Source organism: Rathayibacter sp. AY1F6, from assembly GCF_002932035.1.
In the GTDB taxonomy this organism is placed as follows: Bacteria; Actinomycetota; Actinomycetes; order Actinomycetales; family Microbacteriaceae; genus Rathayibacter.
This window is the reverse complement of sequence record NZ_PSVD01000023.1, coordinates 12,642-38,420: the sequence shown is the minus strand read 5'-3', so window position 1 is coordinate 38,420 and position 25,779 is coordinate 12,642. Positions and strand designations below refer to the sequence as shown.

The following is a 25,779-nucleotide window of genomic DNA, read 5'->3' as shown; positions in this document are numbered from 1 at the left end:
GCCCGGCTCGCCACAAGCACAGCCGAACCACCGATCCGCTGGCACGCGGATCACTGGTTCGGCTGTGCTTGTGGCGAGCCGGGCGCGGACCGGCTCGCCACAAGCACAGCCGAACCAGTGATCCGCGTGCCAGCGGATCGCTGTAGGCGAACGCGACCCGCTCCACCCGTCCCGCCATCTCCGGAAGCCGACCGCGGCGAGCCGGGCGCGGACCGGCTCGCCACAAGCACAGCCGAACCAGTGATCCGCGTGCCAGCGGATCGCTGTAGGCGAACGCGACCCGCTCCACCCGCCCCGCCATCTCCGGAAGCCGACCGCGGCGAGCCGGGCAGGGACCGGCTCGCTATCTGATCAGCCGCGACAGCAGCCGGTCGGCGAGGATCCTGCCGTCGGTCTGGCAGGTGGGGCAGTACTGGAGCGTGGAGTCGTGGAAGACCACCTGGCGGATCGTGTCGCCGCAGACGGGGCACGCCTCTCCTGTGCGGCCGTGGACGCGCATGCCGAGCTTCTTCTCGCGCTTGAGGTCGGCCGCGTGCAGGCCCTCGGCGCGAGCGAGCGCCTCCTCGAGTGTGTAGCGGAGGGCCGCGTAGAGGCGGTCCAGCTCGTCGGCGGTGAGCGCGGCGGGCTTGAAGGGCGACATGCGCGCCACGTGGAGGATCTCGTCGGAGTAGGCGTTGCCGATGCCGGCGACGCGGGACTGGTCGCGGAGGACGCCCTTCACCTGCGCCCGGCCCGCCGTGGCGAGGATCGCGCCGAGGATCTCCTCGGTGAACTCCTGGTCCAGCGGATCGGGACCCAGCCGGGCGACGCCCGGGACGTCGAGCGGATCGGCGACGATCGAGAGCGCGAGGCTCTTCTTGGTGCCGGCCTCCGTCACGTCGAACCCCGACCCGTCGTCGAGGACCAGCCGAGCGGCGAGCGGGCCCCGGCCGGGCTTCGCCGGAGCCGTCGGCCGCTCGGGCCGCCAGCGGACCCAGCCGGCGCGGGCGAGGTGCAGGAGGACGTGGGCCTCGCCGACTGCGAGGTCGAGGAACTTGCCGTGCCGCGATACTCCGTGGACGGTCTCGCCGGACAGAGCCGACGGCGGGATGGCGACGGTCTTGAGGGCGGAGATCGCGAACACGTCGAGCCGCTCGAGGACGCGTCCGCCCAGGCGCGCGTCGAGATCGAGGGCGAGGGCCTGGACCTCGGGGAGTTCGGGCATGCGACCACCCTGGCCCGCGTGTCCCGCACCGTCCACCCCTGGCGGAGGGGACGGCAGCGGGTCAGTCGCCGAAGCGCGTCGCCGCGACCTTCCGCAGGAACAGCTCGTGGAACCGGTAGTCGCCGGTGATCTCGGGATGGAACGCCGTCCCGAGGAGGTTGCCCTGCTCGACCGCGACCACCCGCCCGTCGGCGACACTGGCGAGCGCGGTCGCCCGCTCGCCCAGCTCCTCCACGACCGGTGCGCGGATGAAGACCGCGTGCACCGGCGGATCGCCGATGGCCGGCACGTCGAGATCGGTCTCGAAGGAGTCGAGCTGGTTGCCGAACGCGTTCCTCCGGACCGACACGTCCAGGCCGCCGAAGCTGCTCTGGCCGTCGATGCGGTCGAGGACCCGGTCGGCGAGCATGATCAGCCCGGCGCAGGTCCCGTAGACGGGCATCCCCGCACTGATCGCCTCGACGACCGGCTCCGCGAGGCCGAAGAGGCGCGACAGCTTGTCCATCACCGTGGACTCGCCGCCCGGGATGACCAGCCCCGCGACGGTGGCGAGCTCCTCCGGGCGTCGCACCAGCACCACCTCGGCGCCCAGCTCGCGCAGGACGTGCGCGTGCTCGCGGAAGTCGCCCTGCAGCGCGAGGACCCCGACGCGGAGCCCCTCGAGGGACTCCCGCGTCGATCCTGCGCCGGCGAGCGGCGCGTCGGCGCTACCAGCCACGCTCGGCGAGGCGGTGCGGCGCGGGCACGTCGGCCACGTTGATGCCGACCATCGCCTCGCCCAGGCCGCGCGAGGCCTCCGCGACGACCTTCGCGTCGTCGAAGAAGGTGGTCGCCTTCACGATCGCGGCCGCGCGCTTGGCGGGCTCGCCCGACTTGAAGACGCCGGAGCCGACGAACACGCCGTCGGCGCCCAGCTGCATCATCAGCGCCGCGTCGGCCGGGGTCGCGACCCCGCCGGCGGTGAAGAGAACGACGGGGAGCTTGCCGGTCCGGGCGATCTCTACGACCAGGTCGTAGGGGGCCTGCAGCTCCTTCGCGGCGACGTAGAGCTCATCCTTGGTCATCGCCTTCAGGCGGTTGACCTCGCCGGAGATCGTGCGGATGTGCTTGGTCGCCTCGGAGACGTCGCCGGTGCCGGCCTCGCCCTTCGAGCGGATCATCGCTGCGCCCTCGGTGATGCGGCGCAGCGCCTCGCCCAGGTTGGTCGCTCCGCAGACGAAGGGGACGGTGAAGTTCCACTTGTCGATGTGGTTCACGTAGTCGGCGGGCGAGAGGACCTCGGACTCGTCGATGTAGTCGACGCCGAGCTCCTGCAGGATCTGCGCCTCGACGAAGTGGCCGATGCGCGCCTTCGCCATGACGGGGATCGACACGGCGGAGACGATGCCGTCGATCAGGTCGGGGTCGCTCATGCGTGCGACGCCGCCCTGCGAGCGGATGTCGGCGGGGACGCGCTCGAGCGCCATGACGGCGACCGCGCCGGCGTCCTCCGCGATGCGGGCCTGATCGGCGTCGACGACGTCCATGATGACGCCGCCCTTGAGCATCTCGGCGAGACCGCGCTTGACGCGGCTCGAGCCGAACTGCTCGGGAGCGTACGAGGACGGAGTGGTGGTGTCGGTCATGTTCGCGAGTCCTGTTCTGTGCGGCGACTTCCGCCGACGGCAGCTCCGAGTCTACGAGACGGCGCCCGCCGTCCGCGGCGCTGGACAGGGGGCCGGGCGGCGGTCTAGAGGCTCGGCCAGGCCGCCGCGAGGCTCGCCCGCACGTCGCCGAGCAGCTGCGGGAGCGCCTTGGTGCGGGCGATGATCGGGAAGAAGTTCGCGTCGGTCGCCCAGCGCGGAACCACGTGCTGGTGCAGGTGCGCGGCGATCCCCGCTCCCGCGACCGCGCCCTGGTTCATCCCGAGGTTGAAGCCGTCGTTGTTCGAGACCGAGCGGACGACGCGCATCGCCGTCTGCGTGAGCGCTCCGATCTCGGCCACTTCCTCGGGAGTGGCCTCGTCGTAGAGCGGGATGTGCCGGTACGGGCAGACCAGGAGGTGGCCGGAGTTGTACGGGAACAGGTTCAGCAGGACGTAGGCGTGCTCCCCGCGGGCGACGATGAGGGCCTCCTCGTCGCTCAGCGTCGGCGCCACGCAGAAGGGGCAGTCGTCGGCTCCGGGCTGCCCCTTCTGGATGTAGACCATCCGGTGCGGCGTCCACAGGCGCTGGAACTCGTCGGGAACCCCGGCGAGGTGCGCCGAGCCCTCCGCCCCCTCGGGCACGCAGCCGTCGCTCACGCTCAGACCTGCGCCTTCGAGGCGACGGCCTCGCGGATGCGCGCGACGGCGTCGGCGACCGGGATCCCGTTCTCCTGCGTGCCGTCGCGGAAGCGGAAGCTGACGGCTCCGGCGTCGCGGTCCTTCTCCCCCACGATCATCTGGAAGGGCACCTTCTGCAGCGTGGCGTTGCGGATCTTCTTCTGCATCCGGTCGCTGGAGTAGTCGATCTCGGCGCGGATGCCCGACCGCTTGAGCTCGCCGACGACCTCCTCGAGGTAGGGCAGGTACTCGTCGGCGATCGGGATGCCCACGACCTGGACCGGCGACAGCCAGACCGGGAACGCCCCGGCGTAGTGCTCGGTGAGGATCGCGAAGAAGCGCTCGATGGAGCCGAAGAGCGCGCGGTGGATCATCACGGGCCGCTTCTTCGAGCCGTCCGAGGCCGTGTACTCGAGCTCGAAGCGCTCGGGCTGGTTGAAGTCGAGCTGGATGGTCGACATCTGCCAGGTGCGGCCGATGGCGTCGCGCGCCTGCACCGAGATCTTCGGACCGTAGAACGCCGCTCCTCCCGGATCCGGCACCAGCTCGAGACCGGAGGCGACGGCGACCGCGCGCAGCGACTCGATCGCCTCCTCCCACTGCTCGGGCGCACCGACGAACTTCGGGTTGCCCTCCTCGTTCGTGGACAGCTCGAGGTAGAAGTCGTCGAGGCCGTAGTCGCGCAGCACCTGCAGCACGAACTCGAGGTTGCGGGTCAGCTCGGCCGACACGTCCTCCTGCGCGACGTAGATGTGGGCGTCGTCCTGGGTCAGGCCGCGCACGCGGGTGAGGCCCTGCAGGGTGCCGCTCTTCTCGTAGCGGTACACGGTGCCGAACTCGGCCAGGCGCAGCGGGAGCTCGCGGTAGCTGCGGCCGCGCGAGCGGAAGATCAGGTTGTGGAACGGGCAGTTCATGGGCTTGAGGTAGTAGTCCTGGCCCTGGCGGGTGACGTTGCCGTCCTCGTCCTGCAGCTCGTCGAGGTGCATCGGGGGGAACATCCCCTCGGAGTACCACTGCAGGTGCCCGCTCGTGAGGAACAGGTCGCCCTTGGTGATGTGCGGCGTGTAGACGAGCTCGTAGTCGTGGGCGAGCAGCTGCTCGCGCATGTACTGCTCGATCTCGTAGCGGATGATCCCGCCCTTGGGGTGGAAGACCGCGAGGCCGGAGCCGATCTCGTCCGGGAAGGAGAACAGGTCGAGCTCGTGGCCGAGCTTGCGGTGGTCGCGGCGCGCCGCCTCCTCGAGGCGGGCCTGGTGCTCGCGCAGCTCGTCCTTCGTGGGCCACGCGGTGCCGTAGACGCGCTGCAGCTGCGGGTTCTTCTCCGAGCCGCGCCAGTAGGCGGCAGCGTTGCGGGTCAGGGCGTAGCCGTTGCCGATCATGCGGGTGTTGGGCAGGTGCGGGCCGCGGCAGAGGTCCTTCCAGACCGTCTCGCCGGAACGCGGGTCGACGTTGTCGTAGATGGTGAGCTCGGCGCCGCCGACCTCGACGCTCTCGTGCTCGGCTCCCCCGCCCTTGATCCCGATCAGCTCGAGCTTGTAGGGCTCGCCGGCGAGCTCGGCGCGCGCCTCCTCCTCGGAGACGACGCGGCGCACGAACCGCTGGCCCTGGCGGACGATGCGGTCCATCGCCTTCTCGAGCGCCTTCATCGCCTCGGGCGTGAAGGGCTCCTCGACGTCGAAGTCGTAGTAGAAGCCGTCGGTGACGGGCGGGCCGATGCCCAGCTTCGCCTCCGGGTTGATCTGCTGCACCGCCTGTGCAAGCACGTGGGCCGCGGAGTGGCGGAGGATGTTCAGCCCGTCCGGCGAGGAGATGAGCACCGGCTCGATGCGGTCGCCCGGCACGACGTCGGCGGCGAGGTCCTTGAGCTCCCCGTTGACGCGGATCGCGACCACGGCCCGGTCGGTGAAGTGCGTGAATCCCGTGCCCGCCTCGGTGACGACCGAGTGGGACTCGTTCTCTGCGGGATTCGACGGTTCGTTCGACACGTGCGGGCACTCCTCGGGCTCGGTTGACCCCTCGACTGTAGTCGGCGGCGGCCTCTACCCGAGCGCGTCGCGCACGCGGGCGTCGAGCGCGCGCAGAGCGGAGGCGAGCTCGTCCCGGTCGGCGCCGGGGAGCACGAGCGAGCTGCGCTCGAGCTGGTGCAGGAGGACCTCCTCCAGGCCGGGCGGCAGGGAGTCCACGGCGAGCGCCCCCTCGAGCGCGGCGAGCACGGCGACGACGGCCACCGCGTCGCGTGCCGCGAGTCTGCGTGCGCTGATCTCCATGTGTCTCCGTCCGTGTCGTCCGACCCCGTCACCCTGCCGACAGGACGTGCCCCGGAGAGGGGCGCGGGGGCGACCGGTGCGCAATCCGTCCAGGTGGCATCCTGGTCCGATGGGTGCCGGTCCTGCGCTGCAGCGCTTCACGCGCTCCGGGGCCGACCTGGAGGAGGCGCGGCGCTTCTACTCGGACGGCTACGGCGGGTCGGGATTCCGGACGGAACCGGTCGAGCGGCCCTTCTCCTTCCGCTACGACGTCTCCGGGAGCGAGGGCGTGAGCCTGCGGACGTCTGTGTTCCGGGGCTCCGTGTCCGGGGGGCTGCGTCCGGCGGGCGAGTACGTCGTCTCGTGGTTCCTCTCCGGCACGAGCGTGGTGGACCCGGAGGGCGATCGGATCGTCCATCTGCCGGGGCGGCCGGTCGTGTTCCCCAGCGCGCGTCCGTTCGAGTTCGTCAGCCGCGACTTCCAGCAGCGGCTCGTGCACGTGGCCGCCGGCCTCCTCGAGCAGGTCGCGTCCGAGGCCGGCGACGGCGTGCCGCTGCCGCTCGTCTTCGACCACCGCTCGATCGCCTCCGCGTCGGCACTCCCGGGCTGGTGGCGGGCGGTCGACGACTTCGCGGGCGTCCTCCGGTCGGGCCGCGAGGCGACAGCGCTGCAGCTCATGGCGGCCGAGCGCGGCGTCGCTCTGCACCTGCTCGCGACCTTCGCGCACCGGCCGGTCGTCGTTCCGGCGCAGGTGCTGCGGCCGGGGCTCGAGCACCTGCTGCGTGCCGCCGAGTTCCTGCACGCGTTCGCCGCGTCGCCCGTCACCGTGTCCGACATCGCGACAGCGGCGGGGCTCACTCCGCGGGCGCTGCAGGCCGCGTTCCGGAGGCACTTCGGCGACACTCCGCTCGGCTACCTGCGCGGCGTGCGTCTCGACCGGGCGCGCGTCGAGCTGCGCGAGGGCGCTCCGGGCGAGGAGACCGTGCGCGCCGTCTCCGCGCGCTGGGGCTTCCTCAACCAGGGCCGCTTCTCGGGGGCGTACCACCGCCGCTTCGGCGAGTACCCGGTGGAGACTCTGCGCCGCTGACGCTCAGGCGCCGGGAGCGAGATCGCGGGCGTAGCAGACCGAGTGATCGGACCCGATGTAGGCGCCGAACGGCGGGATGGCGTGGTAGCCCTCCCGGAGGTAGAACCGCATCGCGTCGGGCTGGAGCGTCCCGGTCTCCAGCACCAGGCGCGTCGTGCCCAGAGCGGCCGCCCGCGCCTCGAGCGCGCGCAGGACGGCCGTGGCCGCTCCGGTGCCGCGGGCGGCGCGGTCGGCGAACATCCGCTTCACCTCGATCGCCCCCGGTCCGAGGACGTCGTCGTCGAGAGGCCGCAGTCCGCCGCAGGCCACCGCCGTGCCGCTCGCGTCGCGGGCGACGAGGAAGACGGGCACGTCGTCGGCCGAGGGCGGCGTGCCGGGCTCGTGGTCGTCGTTGCCGTAGCGCTCGTCGAGCTCGCACCGCTGCGCGTCGCGCAGACGCTCGGCGTCCGGGTGGGTCCACGCCACCTCGTCGATGGTCCAGCTCATGAGGGCTCCTCCCGGCCGCGCGACGGGCACGGCCGAGGCCATTCTGCCGCGCCCGCCCCCTCCGGCCGGCCCGGTGGCAACCCCTTCCGCGCCGGGCCGCAGCGGGCGTCGACTGGAGGCCCACCGACGAAAGGACTCACCGTGCTCTCAGACTCCCCCATCGGCCCCGTTCTGCTCTCCCGCGACCTCGCCGCCTCCCGCGCCTTCTACGCCGGCTCCCTGGGACTGGAGGTCCTCGAGGAGAGCGAGTCGGCGATCGCCTACTCCTGCGGCGGCACGCGGCTCACCGTCACCGCCAGCACCACGGGCTCGAAGGACGAGCAGACCAAGGCCGCCTGGCGGGTGGCCGACCTGCGCGCCGAGCTGGACGCGCTGGCGGCTCGGGGCGTGGCTCCGGAGGACTACGACAGCGACGAGCTGCGCACCGAGAACGGCGTGGCCGACCGCGGCAGCGTCTGGGCGGCCTGGATCCTCGATCCCGACGGGAACGCGCTCGGCATCGAGCAGCCGAAGAGCTGATCGGCGCCGCTCTAGACTCGCCCCATGCCCGACGACTCCGCTCCGCTGCCCGCGCCCGGGTGGTACCCGCACCCGGCCGACCTCGGCTCGGAGCTCTACTGGGACGGCGCGGCGTGGACGGACCGGTCCCGTCCGTCCTCCTCGGCGCCCGCTCCCGCCTACGGCACGCCCCCGGGCGCTCCGGAGCAGGAGCTGTACGCCTATCCGTCCGCCCCGTCCTCCGCGGCGGGCCGCAACCCCATGGCGATCGCGAGCCTCGTGCTCGGCGTCCTGAGCCTGCTGATCAATCCGCTGCTGATCCCCTCGATCCTCGCCATCGTCTTCTCGGCGAAGGGCCGGGCGGCCGCACCGCTCGTCGGAGGCGGTCGCGGGCTCGCGACGGCCGGACTCGTCACCGGGATCCTCGGTCTGGTGTCGGGCGTCTTCACCATCGTCGGCAACCTCTCGGCCGGGGTCCCCGGCCTGGCCGGCTGACCGGGGTGCCGCGGCCCTCGACGCCCCGATGACCGCGCGCCGGAGCGCTCCCTGGCTCCTCGTCGTGGCGGTCGCCCTGGTCGCGCTGGTTCTGCGCGGTCCGATCGTCGCCGTCGCGCCCATCATCGACGCGGTGCGCGAGGACCTCGCGCTGTCCGCGGGCCAGGCGGGGATCCTCACCAGCATCCCCGTGCTCTGCTTCGCCCTGGCGACTCCGCTCGCCCTCCTGGTGATCCGCCGCGCGGGACCCGACGCCGCCGTGACCGTCACGGTGATCGGCGTCGCGCTCGGCACGATCGTCCGATCGATCGGCGACGTGGGACCGGCCGTGGCGGGCACCATCCTGATCGGCGTCTCCATCACGATCGGCAACGTCGTCCTCCCCGTCGTGATCCGGCGGGACGTCGCTCCCGAGCGCGTCGACCTCACGACGGGCGTCTACACCGCGGCCCTCAACGTCGGCTCGACGATCACCTCGCTCGGCACCGCTCCGCTCGCTCTGGCGCTCGGCTGGCGCGGCGCCCTGCTCGTCTGGCTCGCCCTCAACGCCCTCGCTCTGGCCGGCTGGCTCGTGGCCGTGGGGCCTCGGGCGGCCCTGCGTCCGACTCCCCGCCCGGCCCGCGCCGACCGCGCACCGGCCGCACCGGCTCCGCGGATCTTCCGCAGCGCGACCGTGCTGGCGCTCGCGCTCTGCTTCTCGAGCCAGGCGTTCTCGTACTACGGAGTGACGGCGTGGCTCCCCTCGCTGCTCGTCGACCGCAACGGCTTCTCGATCGCGACCGCGGGCGCGAGCGCCTCGGTGTTCCAGCTCGCCGCGGTCGCCGGCGCCCTCGGCGTCCCGCTCCTGGTCCGGAGGCTCGGACCGCTGGGGGGCATCGTGCTCGTCGGCCTCCTCTGGTGCACGGTGCCGGCGGGGCTGCTGCTCGCGCCGCAGCTCTGGGCGCTCTGGTGCGTGCTGGGCGGCGCGGCCCAGGGCGGAGGATTCACGGTGGTCTTCGTGCTCGTCGTGCGGCTCTCCCGCTCCGACGCCCACGCGTCGCGGCTCTCGGCCACGGTGCAGGGGATCGGCTACGCCGTGGCCGCCACCGCCCCGACCGTCATCGGCTTCGCGCACGACGCGAGCGGCGGCTGGGAGGCTCCCCTGCTGACCGTCCTCGCCGCGACCTGCTCCTTCCTCCTCTTCGGCACCCTCGCCGCTGCGCGCCAGCGCCGGGCCTGACCCGCGACACGACCGGCCGCGCCGTCAAGGGGGCCGTCCGACGACTGTCGGCCCCGTAGCGTGTCCGCATGGCCGAGCAGAGCACGACCCGCGAGAAGACAGCGCCCGATCCCGACGATTCCCGGAAGCCCGACGACGTCACCGACATCACCAGGCGCTCCTGGTTCTACGTCCTCAAGAAGACGGCTCGCGAGTTCGGCGCGGACCAGTGCACCGACCTCGCCGCCGCGCTCACCTACTACGCCGTGCTCGCGCTCTTCCCCGCCCTGCTCGCGATCGTGTCGGTGCTGGGGCTCTTCGGCCAGGCGCAGGCCACCACCGATCTGGTGCTCGACCTGATCGGGAACCTCGCGTCGAGCGAGGTCGTCGACCTGCTGCGCGACCCGATCCAGGCGCTGACCAGCTCCTCCGCCGCGGGTCTCGCCTTCGTGACCGGTGTCGTCGGAGCGATCTGGTCCGCCTCCGGCTACGTCGGCGCCTTCGGCCGCGCGATGAACCGCGTCTACCAGATCGACGAGGGGCGCCCCTTCTGGAAGCTCCGCCCGACGATGCTCGGCGTGACCGTGGTGACGGTCGTCCTGATCGTGATCGCGGCGCTCATCCTGGTGCTCAGCGGACCGGTCGCGACCGCCGTCGGCGACGTCGTGGGCCTCGGGCCCGCCGCCCTCACCGTGTGGAACATCGCGAAATGGCCGGTGCTCGTGGTCATCGCGATCGTGATCGTCGCGATCCTGTACTACTGGGCGCCCAACATCCGCCAGCCGAAGTTCCGCTGGATCAGCATCGGATCGATCGTCGCCCTGGCGATCTGGCTGATCGCCTCGACCGGCTTCGCGTTCTACGTGGCCAACTTCTCCAACTACAACAAGACCTACGGCTCGCTCGGCGCCGTGATCGTCTTCCTCCTCTGGATCTGGATCACCAACATCGCCCTGCTCTTCGGCGCGGAGTTCGACGCCGAGCTCGAGCGCGGACGCGAGCTGCAGGCGGGCATCGAGGCGGAGGAGACCATCCAGCTCCCCCCGCGCGACACCGCCGCGAGCGACAAGAAGGCGGCCGTGCACGAGAAGGACGTCCGCGACGGACGCTGGCTGCGCCTGGCGAGCGAGAACCGCAGCGACAAGGGCGCGGCCCAGGACGACGAGGCCGCGAAGAAGAAGTGACTCAGGACTCGGACGACCAGAGCGCGCGGTAGTAGGCCGCGCGCTCGTCGTCCGGATCCGCTCCGTACTCCGCGAGGAGCAGCGGGGTGTGGCCGGAGCCGTAGTTCCAGCCGAGGCTGACCGCGGCGACCGCCAGATCCGCCCAGCGGTCACCCACGCCCAGGTCGCCGACGTCGACCGTGCCGCTCCAGCGTCCGTCGTCGTCGACGAGCGTGTTCGGAGCGCACGCGTCGCCGTGCACCACGACGGGGTCCACGAGCTCCGGAGCCGCGCCGAGCGCCGACGGCCGGCGCGCGAACCAGGAGTCGCCGCGCAGCTCTTCGGGCACCGCGTCGACGGGGAGCGCGTGGACCGCCCGCAGGCCGGCCGCGATCGCGCGGACGGCCTCCTCCGGCCGGGCTGTCCACTCCGGGTCGACGGCGCTCCGCCCGGGCAGCGGTGCGGTGAGGAGCCACTGCCCCTCCTCGTCCTCGCCCGCCTCCAGGATCCGGGGCGCGACGATCCGCCCCTCCAGCCAGCGCAGACGCGCGATCTCGCGACGGAGGTCGACGCCCGTGGACCGGGGATTCCACTTCAGGTACCCGGCGTCCACGCGGAAGGTCAGCCCGTCGAGCTCGTTGCGCCAGACGAGCGCCGGATCGGTGCCGCCGTTCAGGCGCCTCGCCGGCGACGGGATCCGGACGCCGTCGAGCGAGAACTGCCGTGCGAGGTCCGGACCGCTCATGCCCCCAGGGTAGGCGCCCCGATCCTGAGAGGATCCGCATGCCGCGGACCGCGCCACCCGCCTCCTCCGAGCAGAGCGCCTTTACCCTGACGGGCGTGCCGGAGCAGCCGCCCGGCGCGATCCGGTGACGAGGGAGCCCCCGTGACGCAGAGCGACGACGACCGCGGGCCCGCGCAGCCCGACTTCTCGAGGGAGCAGGAGGGCTACCGTCCCGGGCTCAAGCCCCGGCAGCTGCAGATGATCGCCATCGGCGGCGCGATCGGCACCGGCCTCTTCCTCGGCGCGGGCGGGCGACTCGCCACCGCCGGTCCCTCGCTCGTCGTCGTGTACGCGGTCTGCGGCGTCTTCGCCTACCTGATCCTCCGCGCGCTCGGCGAGCTGGTCCTGCACCGGCCGAGCTCGGGCTCCTTCATCTCCTACGCCCGCGAGTTCCTGGGCGAGAAGGCCGCCTTCGTCGCCGGATGGATGTACTTCCTGAACTGGGCGATGACCGCGATCGCCGACGTCACCGCGGTGGCCCTGTACGTGAAGTACTGGTCGCTCTTCTCCTCCGTGCCCCAGTGGCTCCTCGCACTCATCGCCCTGGTCGTCGTGCTCTCGCTGAACCTCGTCTCGGTCAAGGTCTTCGGGGAGCTGGAGTTCTGGTTCGCGCTGATCAAGGTCACGGCGCTGGTGGTCTTCCTGGTGATCGGCGTCGTCGTGCTCGCCGCGGGCTGGCCGCTGCAGTCCGGCGGCGTCGCCGTGGACCCCGGGATCAGCCTCTGGAACGACAACGGCGGCATCCTGCCCGGCGGCCTGATCGCCAGCGTCCTGGTCGTCCAGGGCGTGGTGTTCGCCTACTCCGGAGTCGAGCTGGTCGGCACGGCGGCGGGCGAGACCGCGGAGCCGGCGAAGGTCATCCCGCGCGCGATCAACTCGGTCATCCTGCGCATCGCCGTCTTCTACGTCGGCTCCGTGCTGCTGCTGACGCTGCTGCTGCCCTACACGGCCTACTCGAAGGGCGAGAGCCCGTTCGTCACGTTCTTCAGCTCACTGGGCGACGGCTCCTCGGGCGAGATCGCCGGATCGATCATGAACTTCGTCGTGCTGACGGCCGCGCTCTCCAGCATCAACGCCGGGCTCTACTCGACCGGCCGCATCCTCCGCTCCATGGCGCTCAACGGCTCCGCCCCCGCCTTCACCGGCCGGATGAACAAGCAGGGCGTCCCCTACGGAGGCATCCTGCTCACGGCGAGCATCACCCTGATCGGTATCGTGCTGAACCTCTTCGTGCCGTCCGAGGCCTTCGAGATCGTCCTCAACGTCTCGGCGCTGGGCATCGTCACGGGCTGGGGCATGATCGTCCTCTGCCAGATGCAGCTGCAGCGCTGGGCGGCCCACGGGCGCCTGGAGCGCCCGTCCTTCCGGATGCCCGGCGCCCCGGTGACCTCGTGGCTCACCCTGGCGTTCCTGGTGATCGTGGTGGTCCTCATCGCCGTCGACTTCCCGACCGGCACCTGGACCGTGGGGATCGTCGCGGTGGTCGGCGTGCCCGCCCTGATCGTGGGCTGGCACGTTGCGAAGCCGCGCATCCTGGCGATCGCGTCCGCCCGGGACGGCTTCACCGGCGCCCACCCCGTGATCGCCGCCCGTCCGGCCTCCGAGGCCAAGCGCGACGAGAACGAGCGGCGCCGCGAGTAGGGCGGGTCAGCGCCGGCGGAGGTAGCGCAGGAGCAGCGTGTCGCCGGCGCTGAGCACGTGCGCCAGGTGCTGCGGGCGAGGTCCGGGGACGTCGCCGCGGGCGAGCCTCCCGGAGTCCCCCGCCTCGAGCGTCGGAGCGACGGTCAGGCAGAGCTCGTCGACGGCGTCCGCGGCGAGGAGGGTCCCGAGCAGCGACGGACCACCCTCGCAGTGGATCCTGCCGAGCCCCCGCTCTGCGAGCTGCGCCCGCATCCGCGTCGCGTCGAGCCGTGCGTCGCCGCAGACGAGCACGTCGGCGACCTCGGCGAGCTCAGCGCGGCGGCGGGCCGACGAGGAACCGGTGGTCACGACGATCGGACGCACCGGCGCCTCGGTGAAGATCCGCGAAGCGGGATCGAGGTCGAGCGACCCCGAGACGATCGCGAAGACGGGCTGCGGGGCGAGCCCGGTGCCGAGCCGGGCCCGCACGGACTCGTCGCTCAGCACCATCGGGCCGTAGCCCTCGGTCCGCACCGTGCCGGCCGCGACGAGCACGACGTCGGCGAGCCGGCGGAGCAGGTCGAACACGCGCAGGTCCGCCGCGCCCCCGAGATCGCCCGAGACGCCGTCACGGGTGACCGCTCCGTCGACGCTCGCGACGAAGTTGACCCGGAGCCACTCCTCGCCCGCCCCGTCCGCGTAGAGGGCCAGCAGAGCCTCGTCGGACAGGTCCTGCCCGGCCGGCGACAGGCCGTCGATGCGGGCGCTCACGCCGCCGGCTCCACGTTGTGGCGGAGGAAGGCGGGCGCCCGCCAGCCCAGCACCGCCTCCGTCATCCGCACGGCGTCCACCGCCTGGCGCACGTCGTGCATGCGCACGATCCGCGCACCGTTCAGGATGCAGATCACCGCGGCGGCGAGGGAGCCCTCGAGGCGCTCCCCCTGCGGCCGGTCCAGCGCCTCGCCGATGAAGTCCTTGTTGGACACCGCGGCGAGCACCGGGAAGCCGAGCGCTGCCACCTCGCCCAGCCGGCGGGTGAGCTCGAGCGTGTGCAGGGTGTTCTTGTTCAGGTCGTGACCCGGATCGACGATGATCCTCCCGGCAGGCACTCCACCCGAGAGCGCGCGATCGACGCGGCTCCGCAGATGGTCGACCACGGTCGCCACGACGTCGTCGTACTCGGGTCTCTCCGGCTCGCTGCGGGGGGCGCCCACGCTGTGGGTGATGACGAGCTGGGCGGAGGAGGAGGCGACGACCTCGAGCATCCGGGGGTCGTGCAGCCCGCTCGTGTCGTTGATGACGGAGGCGCCCGCGGCGATGCTCGCGCGCGCGACCTCGGCGCTCGTCGTGTCCACCGAGACGACCACGTCGCTCCGCTCCGCGATGCCCGCCACGACGGGGACGACCCGGTCGAGCTCCTCCTGGAGCGTGACAGCGGGGCCGCGGCCGAACGGCACTCCGCCGATGTCGACCCAGTCGGCGCCGAGCTCCGCGGCGCGCACGGCGGCCGCGATGGCGCTGTCCAGGGCGAAGGTGGAGCCCTTGTCGTAGAAGGAGTCGGGTGTGCGGTTCACGACCGCCATCACGGCCACCTGCCGCTCGAAGTCGAACTCTCGTCCGCCGATGTGCCGCGTGGTCATGGGCGCGTCCCTCCCGCTCGGAGCGCCGGGAGAAGGCCGGCGCCGCTCACCCTAGACGAGCGGAGTCGGCGGAGGCTGGAGCGGGCCGCCCTCGAGCAGCGCCTGGAAGAGGACGTGGTCCTGCCACTCCCCGGCGATCCGCAGGTAGCGCCGCGCGACGCCGATCCGCTCGAAGCCGTTGCGCTGCAGCACGGTCTGCGATCCGACGTTGTGGAGGAGCGTCCCGGCCTGCACGCGGTGCAGCCCCAGATCCTCACGCGCGGTGCGCAGGACGGCTCCGACCGCGCGGGTCATCACGCCGCGGCCCTGCAGACCGCTGTCGAGCCAGTAGCCGAGATCGCCGCTGTCGAAGGCGCCGCGGACGATGTTCGCGAGAGTCAGCCGACCGACGATCACGCCGCCCGCGTCGAGGACGAGCGGGAGGACGCTGCCGGCCCGGTGCGCGGCGAGCGCGTCCGCGACGGCGTCGGTCTGGCCCCCCGCCTCGAAGAAGCGGGTCGAGCGCGTCGGCTCCCAGGGCGCGAGGTGCCGGCGGTTGCGCCGGTACGCGGCGGCGAGGGCCGGTCCGTCGTCCCGCGAGACGAGCCGCAGGAGGGTGCCCTGGTCGTCGACGGGGATCGGGGCGGGCATCCTGCGAGGGTAGCGCCGGAGCCGGGAACGACAGAACCCCCGGCCAGGGGCCGGGGGTTCTCGTGGTGGGCGATACTGGGATCGAACCAGTGACCTCTTCCGTGTCAGGGAAGCGCGCTACCGCTGCGCCAATCGCCCGTTGCTCCGTGCGGAGCGCCTCGTTCGGTGAACGATCGAGGTGGATACGGGATTCGAACCCGTGTATACGGCTTTGCAGGCCGCTGCCTCGCCTCTCGGCCAATCCACCGTGTACGGGATTCGGTGTCGGCGGCCCGAGGGCCGACCAGGTGGGAGGCACCCGAGGGTGCCGTCCCGATGACGCCGGTCCGAGGACCGGTGTTCGAGCGGATGACGAGATTCGAACTCGCGACCCTCACCTTGGCAAGGTGATGCGCTACCGCTGCGCCACATCCGCATGTAGGTCGTACTGGTGTTGCCGTTTTGCGTGTCGTGCTGTCTTGCTGTCTGTCCGGCGCTTTCGCTGCCCGGCTCGACCTAGAAGAATGTATACGACAGCGGCGCCGGAATCCAAATCGAGCGAACGCCGATCCCGCCGCTCGGAGTCCGATCCGCGTCTTTCCGCGCGAAACCGGCTCGTCGCCGTCCGTTCACCCGGGCGTGGCGGGCGTCGGCGGTGCATCCGGGCCCCGCGGATCCGCTACGATCGTCTCTCGGGTCGTCCAGCACGTCCCCCTGGGCGATTGGCGCAGTTGGTAGCGCGCTTCCTTCACACGGAAGAGGTCATCGGTTCGAGTCCGGTATCGCCCACCCTCACCCCCGGTCCGTGCTCACGCACTCGGCCGGGGGTTCTCTCGTGCCGCCGCGGTCGTCCTCGGCCTCGCAGCGCCCAGTCGAAGGAGCCGACCCGCGATGATGGGCCGCTCGCACGCCGTCTCCGGTGCGCTCGCCTGGGCCGTCGCCGCCTCCGTGCCCGCCGTCGCCGGGCCCCTCGGCCTCGCGGGTCTCCCGCTCGACCTCCGACTGGTCGGCCTCGGAGTCGCCGCCGGCTGGGCCCTGGTGCCCGACGCGGACCACGCGAGCGCGACCGTCTCCCGCTCGGCGCCGGGCGCCTCCCTGCTCACGGCGACCGCGGGCCGGATCAGCGGAGGGCACCGGCACGGGATGCACTCGCTGCTCGCGGTCGCCGTCGTCTGGTACCTGGTGCCGGTGCTCACGGCGCTGCGCTTCCCGGTGCCGGTCGTCGGCCCCGTCGCCGTGGCCGCCGTGCTCACGCTGCCCGCCCTCGCGTTCGCCGCGAAGGCCGTCCGGGCCGCCCCCTCCTGGCGCATCGCCTGGGCCGGGGCGACGGTCGTCACGGTCCTGCTCGTCGTGCTCGCCGACGGCACCTGGGCGTGGCTCCGGGTCGCCGCGACGCTGGGCTACCTCGTGCACGTGGCCGGCGACGCCCTCACGACCGGCGGGATCAACTGGCTGTGGCCGCTGCGCGTGCGCCTGCCGCGGCGCCTGCGCCGGACACCGCTGCGCCACGTCTGGACCACCGGAGGCTACGCCGCGCTGCCCGTCCTGGGCTCCTCCGGGTCCTGGCGCGAGACGGTCCTCTACTGGCTCATGTCCGCGGCGACGATCGTGCTCACCGCCTCGATGATCACGGCCGAGCTGCTGTAGCCCGGGGCGCCCTCCTCAGAAGACCTTCCCCGGGTTCATGATCCCCAGCGGGTCGAACACGGCCTTGATCCCGCGCTGGAGCGCCAGCGAGTCCTCGCCCAGCTCCTCCGCCAGCCAGCGCTGCTTGAGCAGTCCCACGCCGTGCTCGCCCGTGAGCGTGCCGCCGAGGGCCAGGGCCGTGCGGAAGAGCTCCGCGGCGGCGTCCCAGACGTCCTCCCCCACGGGTCCGTCCCCCGCGGGCAGCACGAAGTTCGGGTGGAGATTCCCGTCCCCCGCGTGGGCGACGGTGGGGATGCTGAGCCCCGTCCGCTCCTCGATGCCGCGGATCGCCGCGAACATCGCCGGCAGCGCGGAGCGGGGCACGCAGACGTCCTCGATCAGCACGCGGCCCTCCGCCTCGAGCGCCGGGTGGAAGGCCCGGCGGACGGCCAGCAGAGCCTCACCCTCGGCCGGGTCCTCGGTCGCCTCGGCGGCGCCCCCGGAGGCGGTCACGATCTCGAGGACGCGCTGCGACTCCTCCGCCGCTCCTCCGCCGTCCGTCTGGACGAGGAGGTAGGCGGCACCGCGGTCCAGCATCGCTCCGGTGTAGCGCGAGATCGCGGCGAGCGCCGCCTCGTCCATCAGCTCCATCACCGCGGGACGGAGCCGCGCGGCGGTGATCGCGGCGGAGGCGGCGGCCGCGGCGACGACGCTCGGGAAGTACGCGCCGACCGTGACCACGCGCCCGGTCGGGATCGGGCGGAGCTTCACGGTGGCCTCCACGATGACGCCCAGCGTCCCCTCGGAGCCGGTCAGGAGCGCGGTGAGGTCGTACCCGGTGACTCCCTTCACGCTGCGGCGGCCGGTGCGGAGCAGGCGTCCGTCGGGGAGGACGACCGTCAACCCGAGCACCGCCTCGCGGGTCACGCCGTACTTGGCGCACAGCAGCCCCCCGGCGTTCGTCGCGATGTTGCCGCCGATGCTCGAGATCGCGCGGCTCGCGGGGTCGGGCGAGAAGACGAGGCCGTGCGGAGCGACGGCGTCCGACAGCGCCTGATTGATGACCCCGGGCTCGACCACCGCCAGCTCGTCCTCGAGCGACACCTCGAGGATGCGGTCCATGGCGGCGGTCGAGAGGACGAGCGCTCCCCCGCTCGCCACTCCCCCGGCAGCGAGGCCCGTTCCCGCTCCGCGCGGCACGACCGGGAGCCGGTGCTCCGTCGCTATGCGCAGCGCCGCCTGCACGTCCTCGACCGAGCGGGCAGCGACGAGCGCGAGCGCGCGACCCGGTGCGGAGAAGCCCGACTTGTCGGTGTGCACGGCCTCGAACCCGGGGCCCTCGGTCAGGACCGCGTCTCCGAGCGCGTCGCGCAGCTGTCGGAGGATCTCGTGGTCGTGCATGGTTCACTCCGTGCGGTCGCGGGCGGGTCCTGCCGATCCTTCCACGGGCGCGGGGCAGGATGGCGGGATGACCGGAGAGACGCGATGGCCGCGGTGACGAGCGCGGGGATCCTGCTGCACCGCGAGGGCCCCTCCGGCACCGAGGTGTTCCTCGGGCGGATGGGCGGCCCCTTCTGGACCCGGCGCCCCCGCGCGTGGACGATCCCGAAGGGCGTGCACACGGGCGACGAGACGTCGCTGGACGCCGCGCGCCGAGAATTCGAGGAGGAGACCGGCGCTCCTCCGCCCGACGGGGAGCTGACCCTCCTCGGTGCGTTCCGGCAGAGCGCGGCCAAGACCGTCACCGTCTTCGCCGGGCGCGGACTCGCGGACACCGCCTTCGTCGCGAGCAACACCTTCGAGCTGGAGTGGCCGCGGGGCTCCGGCGTGCTGCGCAGCTTCCCCGAGCTGGAGGACGCCCGGTGGCACCCGCTCGGCGAGGCCCGCTCGCTGGTGGTGGCCGGGCAGGTCGCCGCCCTCGACGCGCTGGCCGCGCTGCTGGCGGATCCGGACGGCGGGGACCGGGCCGGCACCGCTCCCTAGTCGGCGGTCGCGTAGACCCGCAGGCCCAGCGGCACGATCCGCACCACGGCCTCGTCGAATCCGTCGCGGGAGCCGTCGAAGCGCTCGGTCTCGCCGTCGTGCGCCCACTCGGGGTCGTCCCCCGCGGGCCGGCGCGCGCCGACGGTGATCTCCGGCGTCGAGAACGACTCCACCACCGGTGCCCGCCAGCCGGGCACACGGCCGACCACCGGGGTCGCCGTACGGCCGAGCAGGAGCGAGAACGCTCCCCGGGTGCGAGGAGTCCGTCCTGAGTGCAGGATGCGCACGTCGAGGTGGCCGTCGTCGAGCCGACGCCGGGCGAGCGGGGCGGCCGTGCGCGGGTGCTCCTGGTTCACCCCGACGAAGTACGACCAGACGAGCTGCGTGCGCCCGTCGCGCCGGAGCTCGAACGGATCGGTGCGCCGCACGACCGAGAGGGCCGCGATCACGGCGGCGAGCGGCTTCCCGATCCGCTTCTCGCGCTTCTCGCGGGCCGCGACGAACTCCGGGTAGACGCCGATCGAGACCGTGTTGAGCACCGTGACCGGGTCTCCCCCGTCCGCGACGACCTCGGCCACGTCGACGTCGCGGCGCTCGCCGATCGTCGCCGCGTCGAGCGCGTCCTGGACGGTGAGCAGCCCCAGCGCCTTCGCGAAGTGGTTCATGGTCCCGCCCGGCAGCACGAGCAGCGTCATCCCCTCGGCGCGGGCGAGAGCGGCACCGACCGACATGGTCCCGTCCCCGCCGTAGATCCCGAGCACCCGGGGCGGAGAGTCCCCCGAGCGCGCCTCGCGCACCACGTCGGCGAGGTCCTCCCCCTCGGTCAGCCGGTGCACGCGCGCCTTCGGAAACCGGGCTCGGACCAGCGGCTCGGGATCGGGGCGGTGCGAGTCCCGGCCCGCGCCGGGGTTGAGGACCACGAGGAGGGCGGCGCCGTCCCCCAGCGGGCTGCGGTCGACGGGGGGCCGGGTCGCGCGCTCCGAGACGGGCACGTGGCGCGGCTCGGCCGGCAGGACGGCTCGGCCGACGACCGCGACCGCCGCGCCGAGCGCCGCGCCGCCGAGGACGTCCGAGAGCCAGTGGACGCCGACGTGCAGGCGGGAGAAGACCACGGCGGCGGCGAGCGGGGCGACCGCCGCCCCCACTCGGGGCGACTCGAGCGCGACCCCGGCGGCGAAGGCGGCGGCGCTCGCCGCGTGCCCCGAGGGGAAGGACGCCGACGTCGGCACCGTCGCCAGGCGCCGACCGACCGGGACGTCGACGAGGAGCGGCCGGTCGCCGCCGAACACGCGCTTGCCGACCAGGTTCGCGAGCGCGCTGGCCGCGGCGAGCGAGGCGGTCCCCCGCAGAGCCTCGCGGGGACGGCCCGCCAGGAGCAGCAGAACGCCGACGCCGGCCCAGAGGACTCCGTGGTCCGCGGCCCGGGAGAGCCCCACGAGCGCCCCGTCGACGACGGTCGACGGGCGACGGGCGTTCAGCCGCCGGGCCGCACGAGCGTCCGCCCGGCGCACGACGCGCGGGACGGTGACGAGTCGGCGGAGCAGGACGGACGGGGGTCGGGTTCCGCGGAGGGCCATGCGCTCAGCGTAGGAGGAGGCGCCTCCGCGGTCCCTGGACCGGTCGACGGCGCGCTACACCTCGCCGAAGCCCGACTCGACCAGATCGCCGAGCCGGCCGACCGCCTCCTGGGCCTGCGGCCCCGACGCCGAGAGGACGACCTCGTCCCCGCGGTCGAGCCCCAGCGACATCACGCCGAGCAGGCTCGTGGCGTCCTTGCCGTTCGCGTCGATCCGGGCGTCGAAGGTGGCGGCGAGCGTGACGAAGTCGGCCGCGGGACGGGCGTGCAGGCCGTTCGGGTTGATGAGGCGGACGCGGCGCTGCACGCGCTCGTCACCGGGCGCGGCCTCCTCGGCGGGAGCAGCGAGCGCCTCGCCCCGGGCCGACTCCGCGGCGGCGAGCACCTCGTCCAGCGACGCGCCCGTGCCCGCGGCGACGGCGGCCGCGACCGCCCCCTCCACCAGCGGGGCGTCGGCGATCCGGACCCGGGCGCGCGCGTCGTCGTCGAGGAACTCGACCGCGGTCTCCGCCGTCATGATCGCCGAGCCGAGGTCGCAGAGGACGACGACCCCCTCGCCGGAGTCCGCTTCCGCCAGGGCCGCCGTGATGCGGTCGAAGCTGGTGCCGATGCCGCCGTCGTCCGTCCCGCCCGCGGCGACCAGCGCGACCGAGGCCGCCATCTGCTCCGCGAGCTCGACCAGCCCCTCCGCCAGCTGCGCGCTGTGCGAGACCAGGACCAGCCCGACGCTCACGCCGCCGCCTCGGCTGCTGCGCGGAGCAGGAGAACGGTCGACACGCTGCCGGGATCACGGTGCCCGATGGCGCGCTCGCCGAGGTAGCTGGCGCGTCCCTTGCGGGCGACCAGCGGGTCCGTCGACTCCGCTCCCCTCTGCGCCGCCTCCGCCGCCGCGGCGAGGACGCCGGCTGGAGCCGCTCCCTCCTCGGCGGCGGCCGCGGCCGCGTCGACCGCCGGCGTCCACGCGTCCACCATCGTCTTGTCGCCCACCTCGGCCTTGCCGCGGAGCACGATGCCGTCCCTCGCCGCGGCCAGGAGCGCTGCGACGTCCGCGCCCTCGAGCGCGTCCTCGCCCGCGACCGCGGCGGAGGCCTTCAGGAACGCCGTGCCGAACAGCGGGCCCGAGGCGCCGCCGACGGTGGAGATGAGCGTCGTCGCGACCAGCTTGAGCACGTCCGCCGGGAGCCCCTGCTCCGGCGCCGCGTCCAGCTTCGAGACCACGGCCTGGAAGCCGCGGTCCATGTTCTCGCCGTGGTCCCCGTCGCCGATCGCCCGGTCGAGCGTGATCAGCTCGACCCGGTGCTCCGCGATCGACTCGGCGGCGCGGCGGATCCACGCCGTCGCCCACGCCGCGTCGAGCCCGGCTCCCTGTGCGTCCTGCATGGTCGTCTCCTCCTCGTGCGCCGCTCCTGCGGCTGTCGTTCCGGTCATGGTCTGCGCGCGGGCGCTCAGCGTCCCCACCGCAGCGCCGCGGTCTGCACCGGGGAGTCCCACAGCTCGGTCAGGGCGTCGTCGAGCTTGAGGACGGTGAGCGAGAAGCCCTGCATCTCGAGCGACGTCGTGTAGTTGCCGACGAGGCTGCGCGCGACGGAGATCCCCTTCTCGGCCAGCGCCTCGGCTGCGCGGCGGTAGGCGAGGTACAGCTCGATCTGCGGCGTGCCGCCCATGCCGTTCACCAGGAGCAGCACCTCGTCCCCTGAGGAGAACGGCAGGTCCTCCAGGATCGGGCCGAGGATCCGGTCGACGATGCGGTCGGCCGGCTCCAGCGCGATCTTCTCCCGGCCGGGCTCGCCGTGGATGCCGATGCCGATCTCGATCTCGTCCTCGCCCAGCTCGAAGCTCGGCTCGCCCGCGTGCGGGACGATGCACGGCGTGAGGGCGACGCCCATCGAGCGCACGTTGGCGATCACCGTCTCGGCGATCGTCGCGACCTCGTCGAGGGAGTCGCCCCGCTCGGCCGCGGCGCCCGCGATCCGCTCGACCAGCACGGTGCCGGCCACGCCGCGGCGGCCCGCGGTGTAGAGCGAGTCCTTCACCGCGACGTCGTCGTCGACGATCACGCTGCGCACCTCGATCCCCTCGGCGCCGGCGAGGTCGGCCGCGGTCTCGAAGTTCAGGACGTCGCCCGTGTAGTTCTTCACGATGTGCAGCACACCCGCACCGCCGTCGACGGCCTGCGTGGCCGCGACGATCGGGTCGGGCGTGGGCGAGGTGAAGACGGGACCGGGGACGGCGGCGTCCAGCATCCCGAATCCGACGAAGCCCGCGTGCAGCGGCTCGTGCCCGCTGCCGCCTCCGCTGACGATGCCCACCTTGCCCGAGCGGGGCGCGTCGGCCCGCACTACGAACAGGGGATCCGACACCACCCGGACCAGGTCGGCGTGCGCCAGGCCGAAGCCGGCCACCGACTCCGTGACGACGTTCTTCGGGTCGTTGATGAGCTTCTTCATCGAGGTCTCCTCCAGGATCGGGCCACCACTCGGGCGTCCCGTGACCTGCGGGCGATCCGGCGCGTGGTGGATCGCCGCCCGCACCGTCGCGGACAGCAGCCCCACGTTACGCCCTGCGCTCGCGCCTACGGCAGCGGGACGACGGCGCGCTGCGTCTCGCGGACCCACTCCTCGAGCTTGGCCGTGGCGGCCCCGGAGTCGACGGCCTCCGCCGCGCGGTCCATCGACGTCCGCAGGCGCTCCAGGACGGGCGTGCGCACCAGGTCCGGGTCGCGCGCCAGGTCGAACGCCGCGAGGCCCGCGGCCGCGTTCAGAAGGACGATGTCGCGGACGGGGCCGCCGTCTCCCCCGAGCACCGAGCGCACCACGCTCGCGTTGTAGGCGGCGTCGCGGCCGCGCAGCTCGTCGATCCGCGCGCGGGGCAGGCCCAGGTCGCGCGGATCGAGGTCGTGCTCGACCACGGAGCCGCGCGACACCTCCCAGATGTGGCTGTGACCCGTGGTCGTGAGCTCGTCGAGGCCGTCGTCCCCGCGGAACACCAGAGCCGTCGCCCCGCGCGTCCGGAACACGCCGACGACCAGCGGCACCCGGTCGAGGTGCGCCACTCCGACCGCCGACGCCTCGGGACGCGCCGGATTGCAGAGCGGGCCGAGGAAGTTGAACACCGTCGGCACGCCCAGCTCGGCGCGCACCGGACCGGCGTGCCGGAAGCCGGGGTGGAAGAGGGACGCGAAGACGAAGGCGATCCCCGTCCGCCGGAACACCTCGGCCACCCGCTCGGGGGAGAGGGAGAGGTCGACCCCGAGTGCCGCGAGCACGTCGGAGGAGCCGGAGGAGGAGGACGCGGCCTTGTTCCCGTGCTTCACGACGGGCGTGCCGGCCGCGGCCGCGATGATCGACGCGGTGGAGGAGATGTTGACGGTCCCGAAGCGGTCCCCGCCGGTACCGACGATGTCCAGGGCCATCGGGTCCACGTCCAGCGGCACCGCGTGGTCGAGGATCGCGTCGCGGAAGCCGACGATCTCGTCGACGGTCTCGCCCTTCGCCCGGAGGGCCACCAGCAGTCCGGCGAGCTGCGCCGGAGTCGCCGCGCCCTCCATCACCTGCTCCATGGCCCACGTCGCCTCGGAGACGCTCAGATCGGAGGACTCGAGGAGTGCGCTGAGAACGTGCGGCCAGGACAGGGTTTCCGACATGGCTCCCAGATTATGCGACGAGGATCGCCTCCCGGCTAGTGCGACTTCCCTCCCCTGCCATCGGCCATAATGGTCTGTGTGACGAGCACCTCTCTCTCCCCCACGGCCACCGCGCCCGTAGTGAACCGACCCAACCCGGTCGCGGTCGGAACGATCGTCTGGCTGGGCAGCGAGGTCATGTTCTTCGCGGGCCTCTTCGCGATCTACTTCACCCTGCGCAGCACCTCTCCCGAGCTCTGGGGCGCCGAGACCCAGATCCTCAACGTCCCCTACGCGGGCGTGAACACGGTGATCCTCGTGGCCTCGTCGTTCAGCTGCCAGTTCGGCGTGTTCGCCGCCGAGCGGCTGCAGCCGCGCGCGACGGGCCTCAGCCCGTTCAAGTGGGGCATGGTCGAGTGGTTCTTCCTCACCTACGCCCTGGGCGCGGTCTTCGTCTCCGGCCAGGTGCTCGAGTACGCGACCCTCGTCTCCGAGGGCGTCACGCTCTCCAGCAACGCCTACGGCTCCGCCTTCTACCTGACGACCGGCTTCCACGCCCTGCACGTCACCGGAGGCCTCATCGCGTTCCTCCTCGTCATCGGCCGCGGCTTCGCGGTCAAGAACTTCGGCCACAAGGAGGCGACGAGCGCCATCGTCGTCTCGTACTACTGGCACTTCGTCGACGTCGTCTGGGTCGGCCTGTTCGCCGTCATCTACTTCCTCAAGTGACCCTCCCGCCGATGCCCCACTCCACTCCCGACCCCCGCAGGAAGGACGCCTCGATGGCCTCCCCGAAGACGAAGAGCCGAGCCAAGAAGGGTCGCCGCCACCCGCTCGCCACCCTGGCCCTGATCGCCATCGGCCTCGGGCTCACCGGCGGGACCTACGCCGCGGTCGGTGTCGCGACGTCCGCCTCCGCGGAGACGTCGTCCACCAGCCAGCAGACGATCGACGAGGGCTCGAAGCTCTTCGCCGCGAACTGCGCTACCTGCCACGGCCTCGACGCCGCGGGCACCGACAACGCTCCCTCCCTCATCGGAGTGGGCGCGGCGTCGGTCGACTTCCAGGTCGGCACCGGCCGCATGCCGATGCAGATGCACGGCCCCCAGGCGCTCGAGAAGCCGGTGCAGTTCACCGACGAGCAGGTCGGCGAGCTCGCCGCCTACGTCGCGTCGCTGGCCCCCGGCCCCGCGATCCCCGAGGGCGAGGTCCTCGACGGACAGGGTGACGCGGCGAACGGCGCCGAGCTGTTCCGCATCAACTGCGCCATGTGCCACAACGTCGCCGGGGCCGGCGGCGCGCTCACCGAGGGCAAGTTCGCTCCCCCGCTGGGCGGCGTGACCGAGGCGCACATCTACGAGGCGATGGTCACCGGCCCGCAGAACATGCCGGTCTTCAACGACCTGAACATCTCGCCCGAGGACAAGCGCGACATCATCTCGTACCTCAAGTACATCGAGGCCAACCCGTCCCCGGGCGGATTCGCGCTCGGCTCCCTCGGGCCGGTCGCGGAGGGCCTGTTCCTCTGGATCTTCGGCCTCGGCGCGATCGTGGCCCTGACGGTGTGGATCACCGCCCGATCCAACTAGACGACTGCAGCGCCCTGACGGGCGCGACTGACCCACGGCACCGACTGGTGC

Annotated in this window: 27 protein-coding genes and 4 tRNA genes; 11 read left to right on the top strand and 20 right to left on the bottom strand. The window is 72.8% G+C overall.

What is annotated here, in order from left to right; translation table 11 throughout:
- Window positions 1-343: 343 nt before the first annotated feature.
- The 6 genes from C5C44_RS14625 to C5C44_RS14600 all read right to left on the bottom strand — a co-directional run bounded on the left by C5C44_RS14625 (window position 344) and on the right by C5C44_RS14600 (window position 5,773).
- Window positions 344-1,204 carry an Fpg/Nei family DNA glycosylase gene (locus tag C5C44_RS14625; RefSeq protein WP_104336098.1) on the bottom strand — a complete coding sequence of 287 codons (861 nt, stop codon included), beginning with the start codon at window positions 1,202-1,204 and terminating at the stop codon, window positions 344-346.
- A gap of 61 nt (window positions 1,205-1,265) precedes the next feature.
- Window positions 1,266-1,838 (bottom strand): pyridoxal 5'-phosphate synthase glutaminase subunit PdxT, encoded by a 573-nt coding sequence (pdxT, locus tag C5C44_RS14620; RefSeq protein WP_244229657.1) that lies wholly within the window; start codon window positions 1,836-1,838, stop codon window positions 1,266-1,268.
- Window positions 1,839-1,911: 73 nt separating this feature from the next.
- Window positions 1,912-2,829, bottom strand: a complete 918-nt coding sequence (gene pdxS, locus C5C44_RS14615) for a pyridoxal 5'-phosphate synthase lyase subunit PdxS (protein WP_104336097.1) — start codon at window positions 2,827-2,829, stop codon at window positions 1,912-1,914.
- Window positions 2,830-2,933: 104 nt separating this feature from the next.
- Entirely contained in the window at window positions 2,934-3,485 is a 552-nt protein-coding gene (locus C5C44_RS14610; RefSeq protein WP_244230646.1) for an HIT domain-containing protein, read from the bottom strand.
- Window positions 3,486-3,487: 2 nt separating this feature from the next.
- Window positions 3,488-5,398 (bottom strand): threonine--tRNA ligase, encoded by a 1,911-nt coding sequence (gene thrS / locus C5C44_RS14605; protein ID WP_258066763.1) that lies wholly within the window; start codon window positions 5,396-5,398, stop codon window positions 3,488-3,490.
- Between the two features lie 147 nt (window positions 5,399-5,545).
- A complete protein-coding gene (locus C5C44_RS14600; protein ID WP_104261680.1) occupies window positions 5,546-5,773 on the bottom strand; it encodes a hypothetical protein in 228 nt (75 codons plus the stop codon).
- A gap of 109 nt (window positions 5,774-5,882) precedes the next feature.
- Here C5C44_RS14600 and C5C44_RS17240 point away from each other — a divergent pair, with 109 nt between their 5' ends.
- On the top strand, window positions 5,883-6,839 hold the full coding sequence (locus tag C5C44_RS17240; protein WP_219827858.1) for an AraC family transcriptional regulator: 957 nt from the start codon (window positions 5,883-5,885) through the stop codon (window positions 6,837-6,839).
- A gap of 3 nt (window positions 6,840-6,842) precedes the next feature.
- Here C5C44_RS17240 and C5C44_RS14590 read toward each other — a convergent pair whose 3' ends face one another.
- Entirely contained in the window at window positions 6,843-7,325 is a 483-nt protein-coding gene (locus tag C5C44_RS14590; RefSeq protein WP_104336100.1) for a GNAT family N-acetyltransferase, read from the bottom strand.
- A 141-nt stretch (window positions 7,326-7,466) separates the two neighbouring features.
- On the opposite strand from C5C44_RS14590, the gene C5C44_RS17125 reads away from it, so the two are divergent.
- The 4 genes from C5C44_RS17125 to C5C44_RS14570 all read left to right on the top strand — a co-directional run bounded on the left by C5C44_RS17125 (window position 7,467) and on the right by C5C44_RS14570 (window position 10,700).
- On the top strand, window positions 7,467-7,844 hold the full coding sequence (locus C5C44_RS17125; protein WP_104256165.1) for a VOC family protein: 378 nt from the start codon (window positions 7,467-7,469) through the stop codon (window positions 7,842-7,844).
- Between the two features lie 24 nt (window positions 7,845-7,868).
- Window positions 7,869-8,318 (top strand): DUF2510 domain-containing protein, encoded by a 450-nt coding sequence (locus C5C44_RS14580; protein ID WP_104251081.1) that lies wholly within the window; start codon window positions 7,869-7,871, stop codon window positions 8,316-8,318.
- Between the two features lie 28 nt (window positions 8,319-8,346).
- Window positions 8,347-9,537, top strand: coding sequence for a CynX/NimT family MFS transporter (locus C5C44_RS14575; RefSeq protein WP_104296177.1), 1,191 nt, complete (start codon window positions 8,347-8,349; stop codon window positions 9,535-9,537).
- Between the two features lie 68 nt (window positions 9,538-9,605).
- Entirely contained in the window at window positions 9,606-10,700 is a 1,095-nt protein-coding gene (locus C5C44_RS14570; protein ID WP_104251079.1) for a YihY/virulence factor BrkB family protein, read from the top strand.
- Window position 10,701: 1 nt separating this feature from the next.
- On the opposite strand, the gene C5C44_RS14565 is transcribed toward C5C44_RS14570, so the two are convergent.
- Window positions 10,702-11,424, bottom strand: a complete 723-nt coding sequence (locus C5C44_RS14565; protein ID WP_104336096.1) for an aminoglycoside 3'-phosphotransferase — start codon at window positions 11,422-11,424, stop codon at window positions 10,702-10,704.
- A gap of 141 nt (window positions 11,425-11,565) precedes the next feature.
- Between C5C44_RS14565 and C5C44_RS14560 the strand changes: the two genes are divergently transcribed.
- Window positions 11,566-13,104 carry an amino acid permease gene (locus tag C5C44_RS14560; RefSeq protein WP_258066762.1) on the top strand — a complete coding sequence of 513 codons (1,539 nt, stop codon included), beginning with the start codon at window positions 11,566-11,568 and terminating at the stop codon, window positions 13,102-13,104.
- A gap of 6 nt (window positions 13,105-13,110) precedes the next feature.
- Here the strand turns inward: C5C44_RS14560 and C5C44_RS14555 are convergent, their stop codons facing one another.
- The 6 genes from C5C44_RS14555 to C5C44_RS14530 all read right to left on the bottom strand — a co-directional run bounded on the left by C5C44_RS14555 (window position 13,111) and on the right by C5C44_RS14530 (window position 15,768).
- Window positions 13,111-13,854 (bottom strand): pyrimidine reductase family protein, encoded by a 744-nt coding sequence (locus C5C44_RS14555; protein ID WP_104251077.1) that lies wholly within the window; start codon window positions 13,852-13,854, stop codon window positions 13,111-13,113.
- Window positions 13,851-14,723 (bottom strand): dihydropteroate synthase, encoded by an 873-nt coding sequence (gene folP, locus C5C44_RS14550; protein WP_104224638.1) that lies wholly within the window; start codon window positions 14,721-14,723, stop codon window positions 13,851-13,853. The genes C5C44_RS14555 and folP overlap by 4 nt, the downstream gene beginning before the upstream one ends.
- Window positions 14,724-14,774: 51 nt before the next feature.
- Window positions 14,775-15,353, bottom strand: a complete 579-nt coding sequence (locus C5C44_RS14545) for a GNAT family N-acetyltransferase (RefSeq protein ID WP_104225349.1) — start codon at window positions 15,351-15,353, stop codon at window positions 14,775-14,777.
- A 63-nt stretch (window positions 15,354-15,416) separates the two neighbouring features.
- Window positions 15,417-15,491, bottom strand: a tRNA-Val gene (locus C5C44_RS14540).
- A 38-nt stretch (window positions 15,492-15,529) separates the two neighbouring features.
- Window positions 15,530-15,600 (bottom strand) — tRNA-Cys (locus C5C44_RS14535).
- Window positions 15,601-15,696: 96 nt separating this feature from the next.
- A tRNA-Gly gene (locus C5C44_RS14530) sits at window positions 15,697-15,768 on the bottom strand.
- A gap of 280 nt (window positions 15,769-16,048) precedes the next feature.
- Between C5C44_RS14530 and C5C44_RS14525 the strand changes: the two genes are divergently transcribed.
- Both C5C44_RS14525 and C5C44_RS14520 read left to right on the top strand, forming a co-directional pair.
- Window positions 16,049-16,121: transfer RNA gene (locus tag C5C44_RS14525), tRNA-Val, on the top strand.
- A gap of 102 nt (window positions 16,122-16,223) precedes the next feature.
- On the top strand, window positions 16,224-16,979 hold the full coding sequence (locus tag C5C44_RS14520) for a metal-dependent hydrolase (protein ID WP_104225350.1): 756 nt from the start codon (window positions 16,224-16,226) through the stop codon (window positions 16,977-16,979).
- A 15-nt stretch (window positions 16,980-16,994) separates the two neighbouring features.
- On the opposite strand, the gene C5C44_RS14515 is transcribed toward C5C44_RS14520, so the two are convergent.
- The gene (locus C5C44_RS14515) at window positions 16,995-18,359 is read right to left on the bottom strand and encodes an FAD-binding oxidoreductase (protein WP_104336095.1); all 1,365 of its coding nucleotides are present in this window, start codon (window positions 18,357-18,359) and stop codon (window positions 16,995-16,997) included.
- An 84-nt stretch (window positions 18,360-18,443) separates the two neighbouring features.
- On the opposite strand from C5C44_RS14515, the gene C5C44_RS14510 reads away from it, so the two are divergent.
- Window positions 18,444-18,941, top strand: coding sequence for an NUDIX domain-containing protein (locus C5C44_RS14510; protein ID WP_104336094.1), 498 nt, complete (start codon window positions 18,444-18,446; stop codon window positions 18,939-18,941).
- On the opposite strand, the gene C5C44_RS14505 is transcribed toward C5C44_RS14510, so the two are convergent.
- The 5 genes from C5C44_RS14505 to trpD form a co-directional block, all read right to left on the bottom strand.
- Window positions 18,938-20,518: a bifunctional phosphatase PAP2/diacylglycerol kinase family protein gene (locus C5C44_RS14505; RefSeq protein WP_104325440.1), complete on the bottom strand. Its 1,581-nt coding sequence runs from the start codon at window positions 20,516-20,518 to the stop codon at window positions 18,938-18,940. The genes C5C44_RS14510 and C5C44_RS14505 overlap by 4 nt on opposite strands.
- 54 nt (window positions 20,519-20,572) lie before the next feature.
- Window positions 20,573-21,250: a dihydroxyacetone kinase phosphoryl donor subunit DhaM gene (dhaM, locus tag C5C44_RS14500; RefSeq protein ID WP_104251073.1), complete on the bottom strand. Its 678-nt coding sequence runs from the start codon at window positions 21,248-21,250 to the stop codon at window positions 20,573-20,575.
- Window positions 21,247-21,897, bottom strand: a complete 651-nt coding sequence (gene dhaL, locus C5C44_RS14495; protein ID WP_104336099.1) for a dihydroxyacetone kinase subunit DhaL — start codon at window positions 21,895-21,897, stop codon at window positions 21,247-21,249. The genes dhaM and dhaL overlap by 4 nt, the downstream gene beginning before the upstream one ends.
- Window positions 21,898-21,962: 65 nt before the next feature.
- Entirely contained in the window at window positions 21,963-22,964 is a 1,002-nt protein-coding gene (gene dhaK / locus C5C44_RS14490; protein WP_104256174.1) for a dihydroxyacetone kinase subunit DhaK, read from the bottom strand.
- Window positions 22,965-23,089: 125 nt separating this feature from the next.
- A complete protein-coding gene (trpD, locus tag C5C44_RS14485; RefSeq protein WP_104224646.1) occupies window positions 23,090-24,160 on the bottom strand; it encodes an anthranilate phosphoribosyltransferase in 1,071 nt (356 codons plus the stop codon).
- 69 nt (window positions 24,161-24,229) lie between these two features.
- On the opposite strand from trpD, the gene C5C44_RS14480 reads away from it, so the two are divergent.
- Window positions 24,230-24,868, top strand: coding sequence for a heme-copper oxidase subunit III (locus C5C44_RS14480; RefSeq protein WP_104224647.1), 639 nt, complete (start codon window positions 24,230-24,232; stop codon window positions 24,866-24,868).
- Between the two features lie 53 nt (window positions 24,869-24,921).
- Window positions 24,922-25,728: a c-type cytochrome gene (locus C5C44_RS14475; RefSeq protein WP_104224648.1), complete on the top strand. Its 807-nt coding sequence runs from the start codon at window positions 24,922-24,924 to the stop codon at window positions 25,726-25,728.
- Window positions 25,729-25,779: the final 51 nt, after the last annotated feature.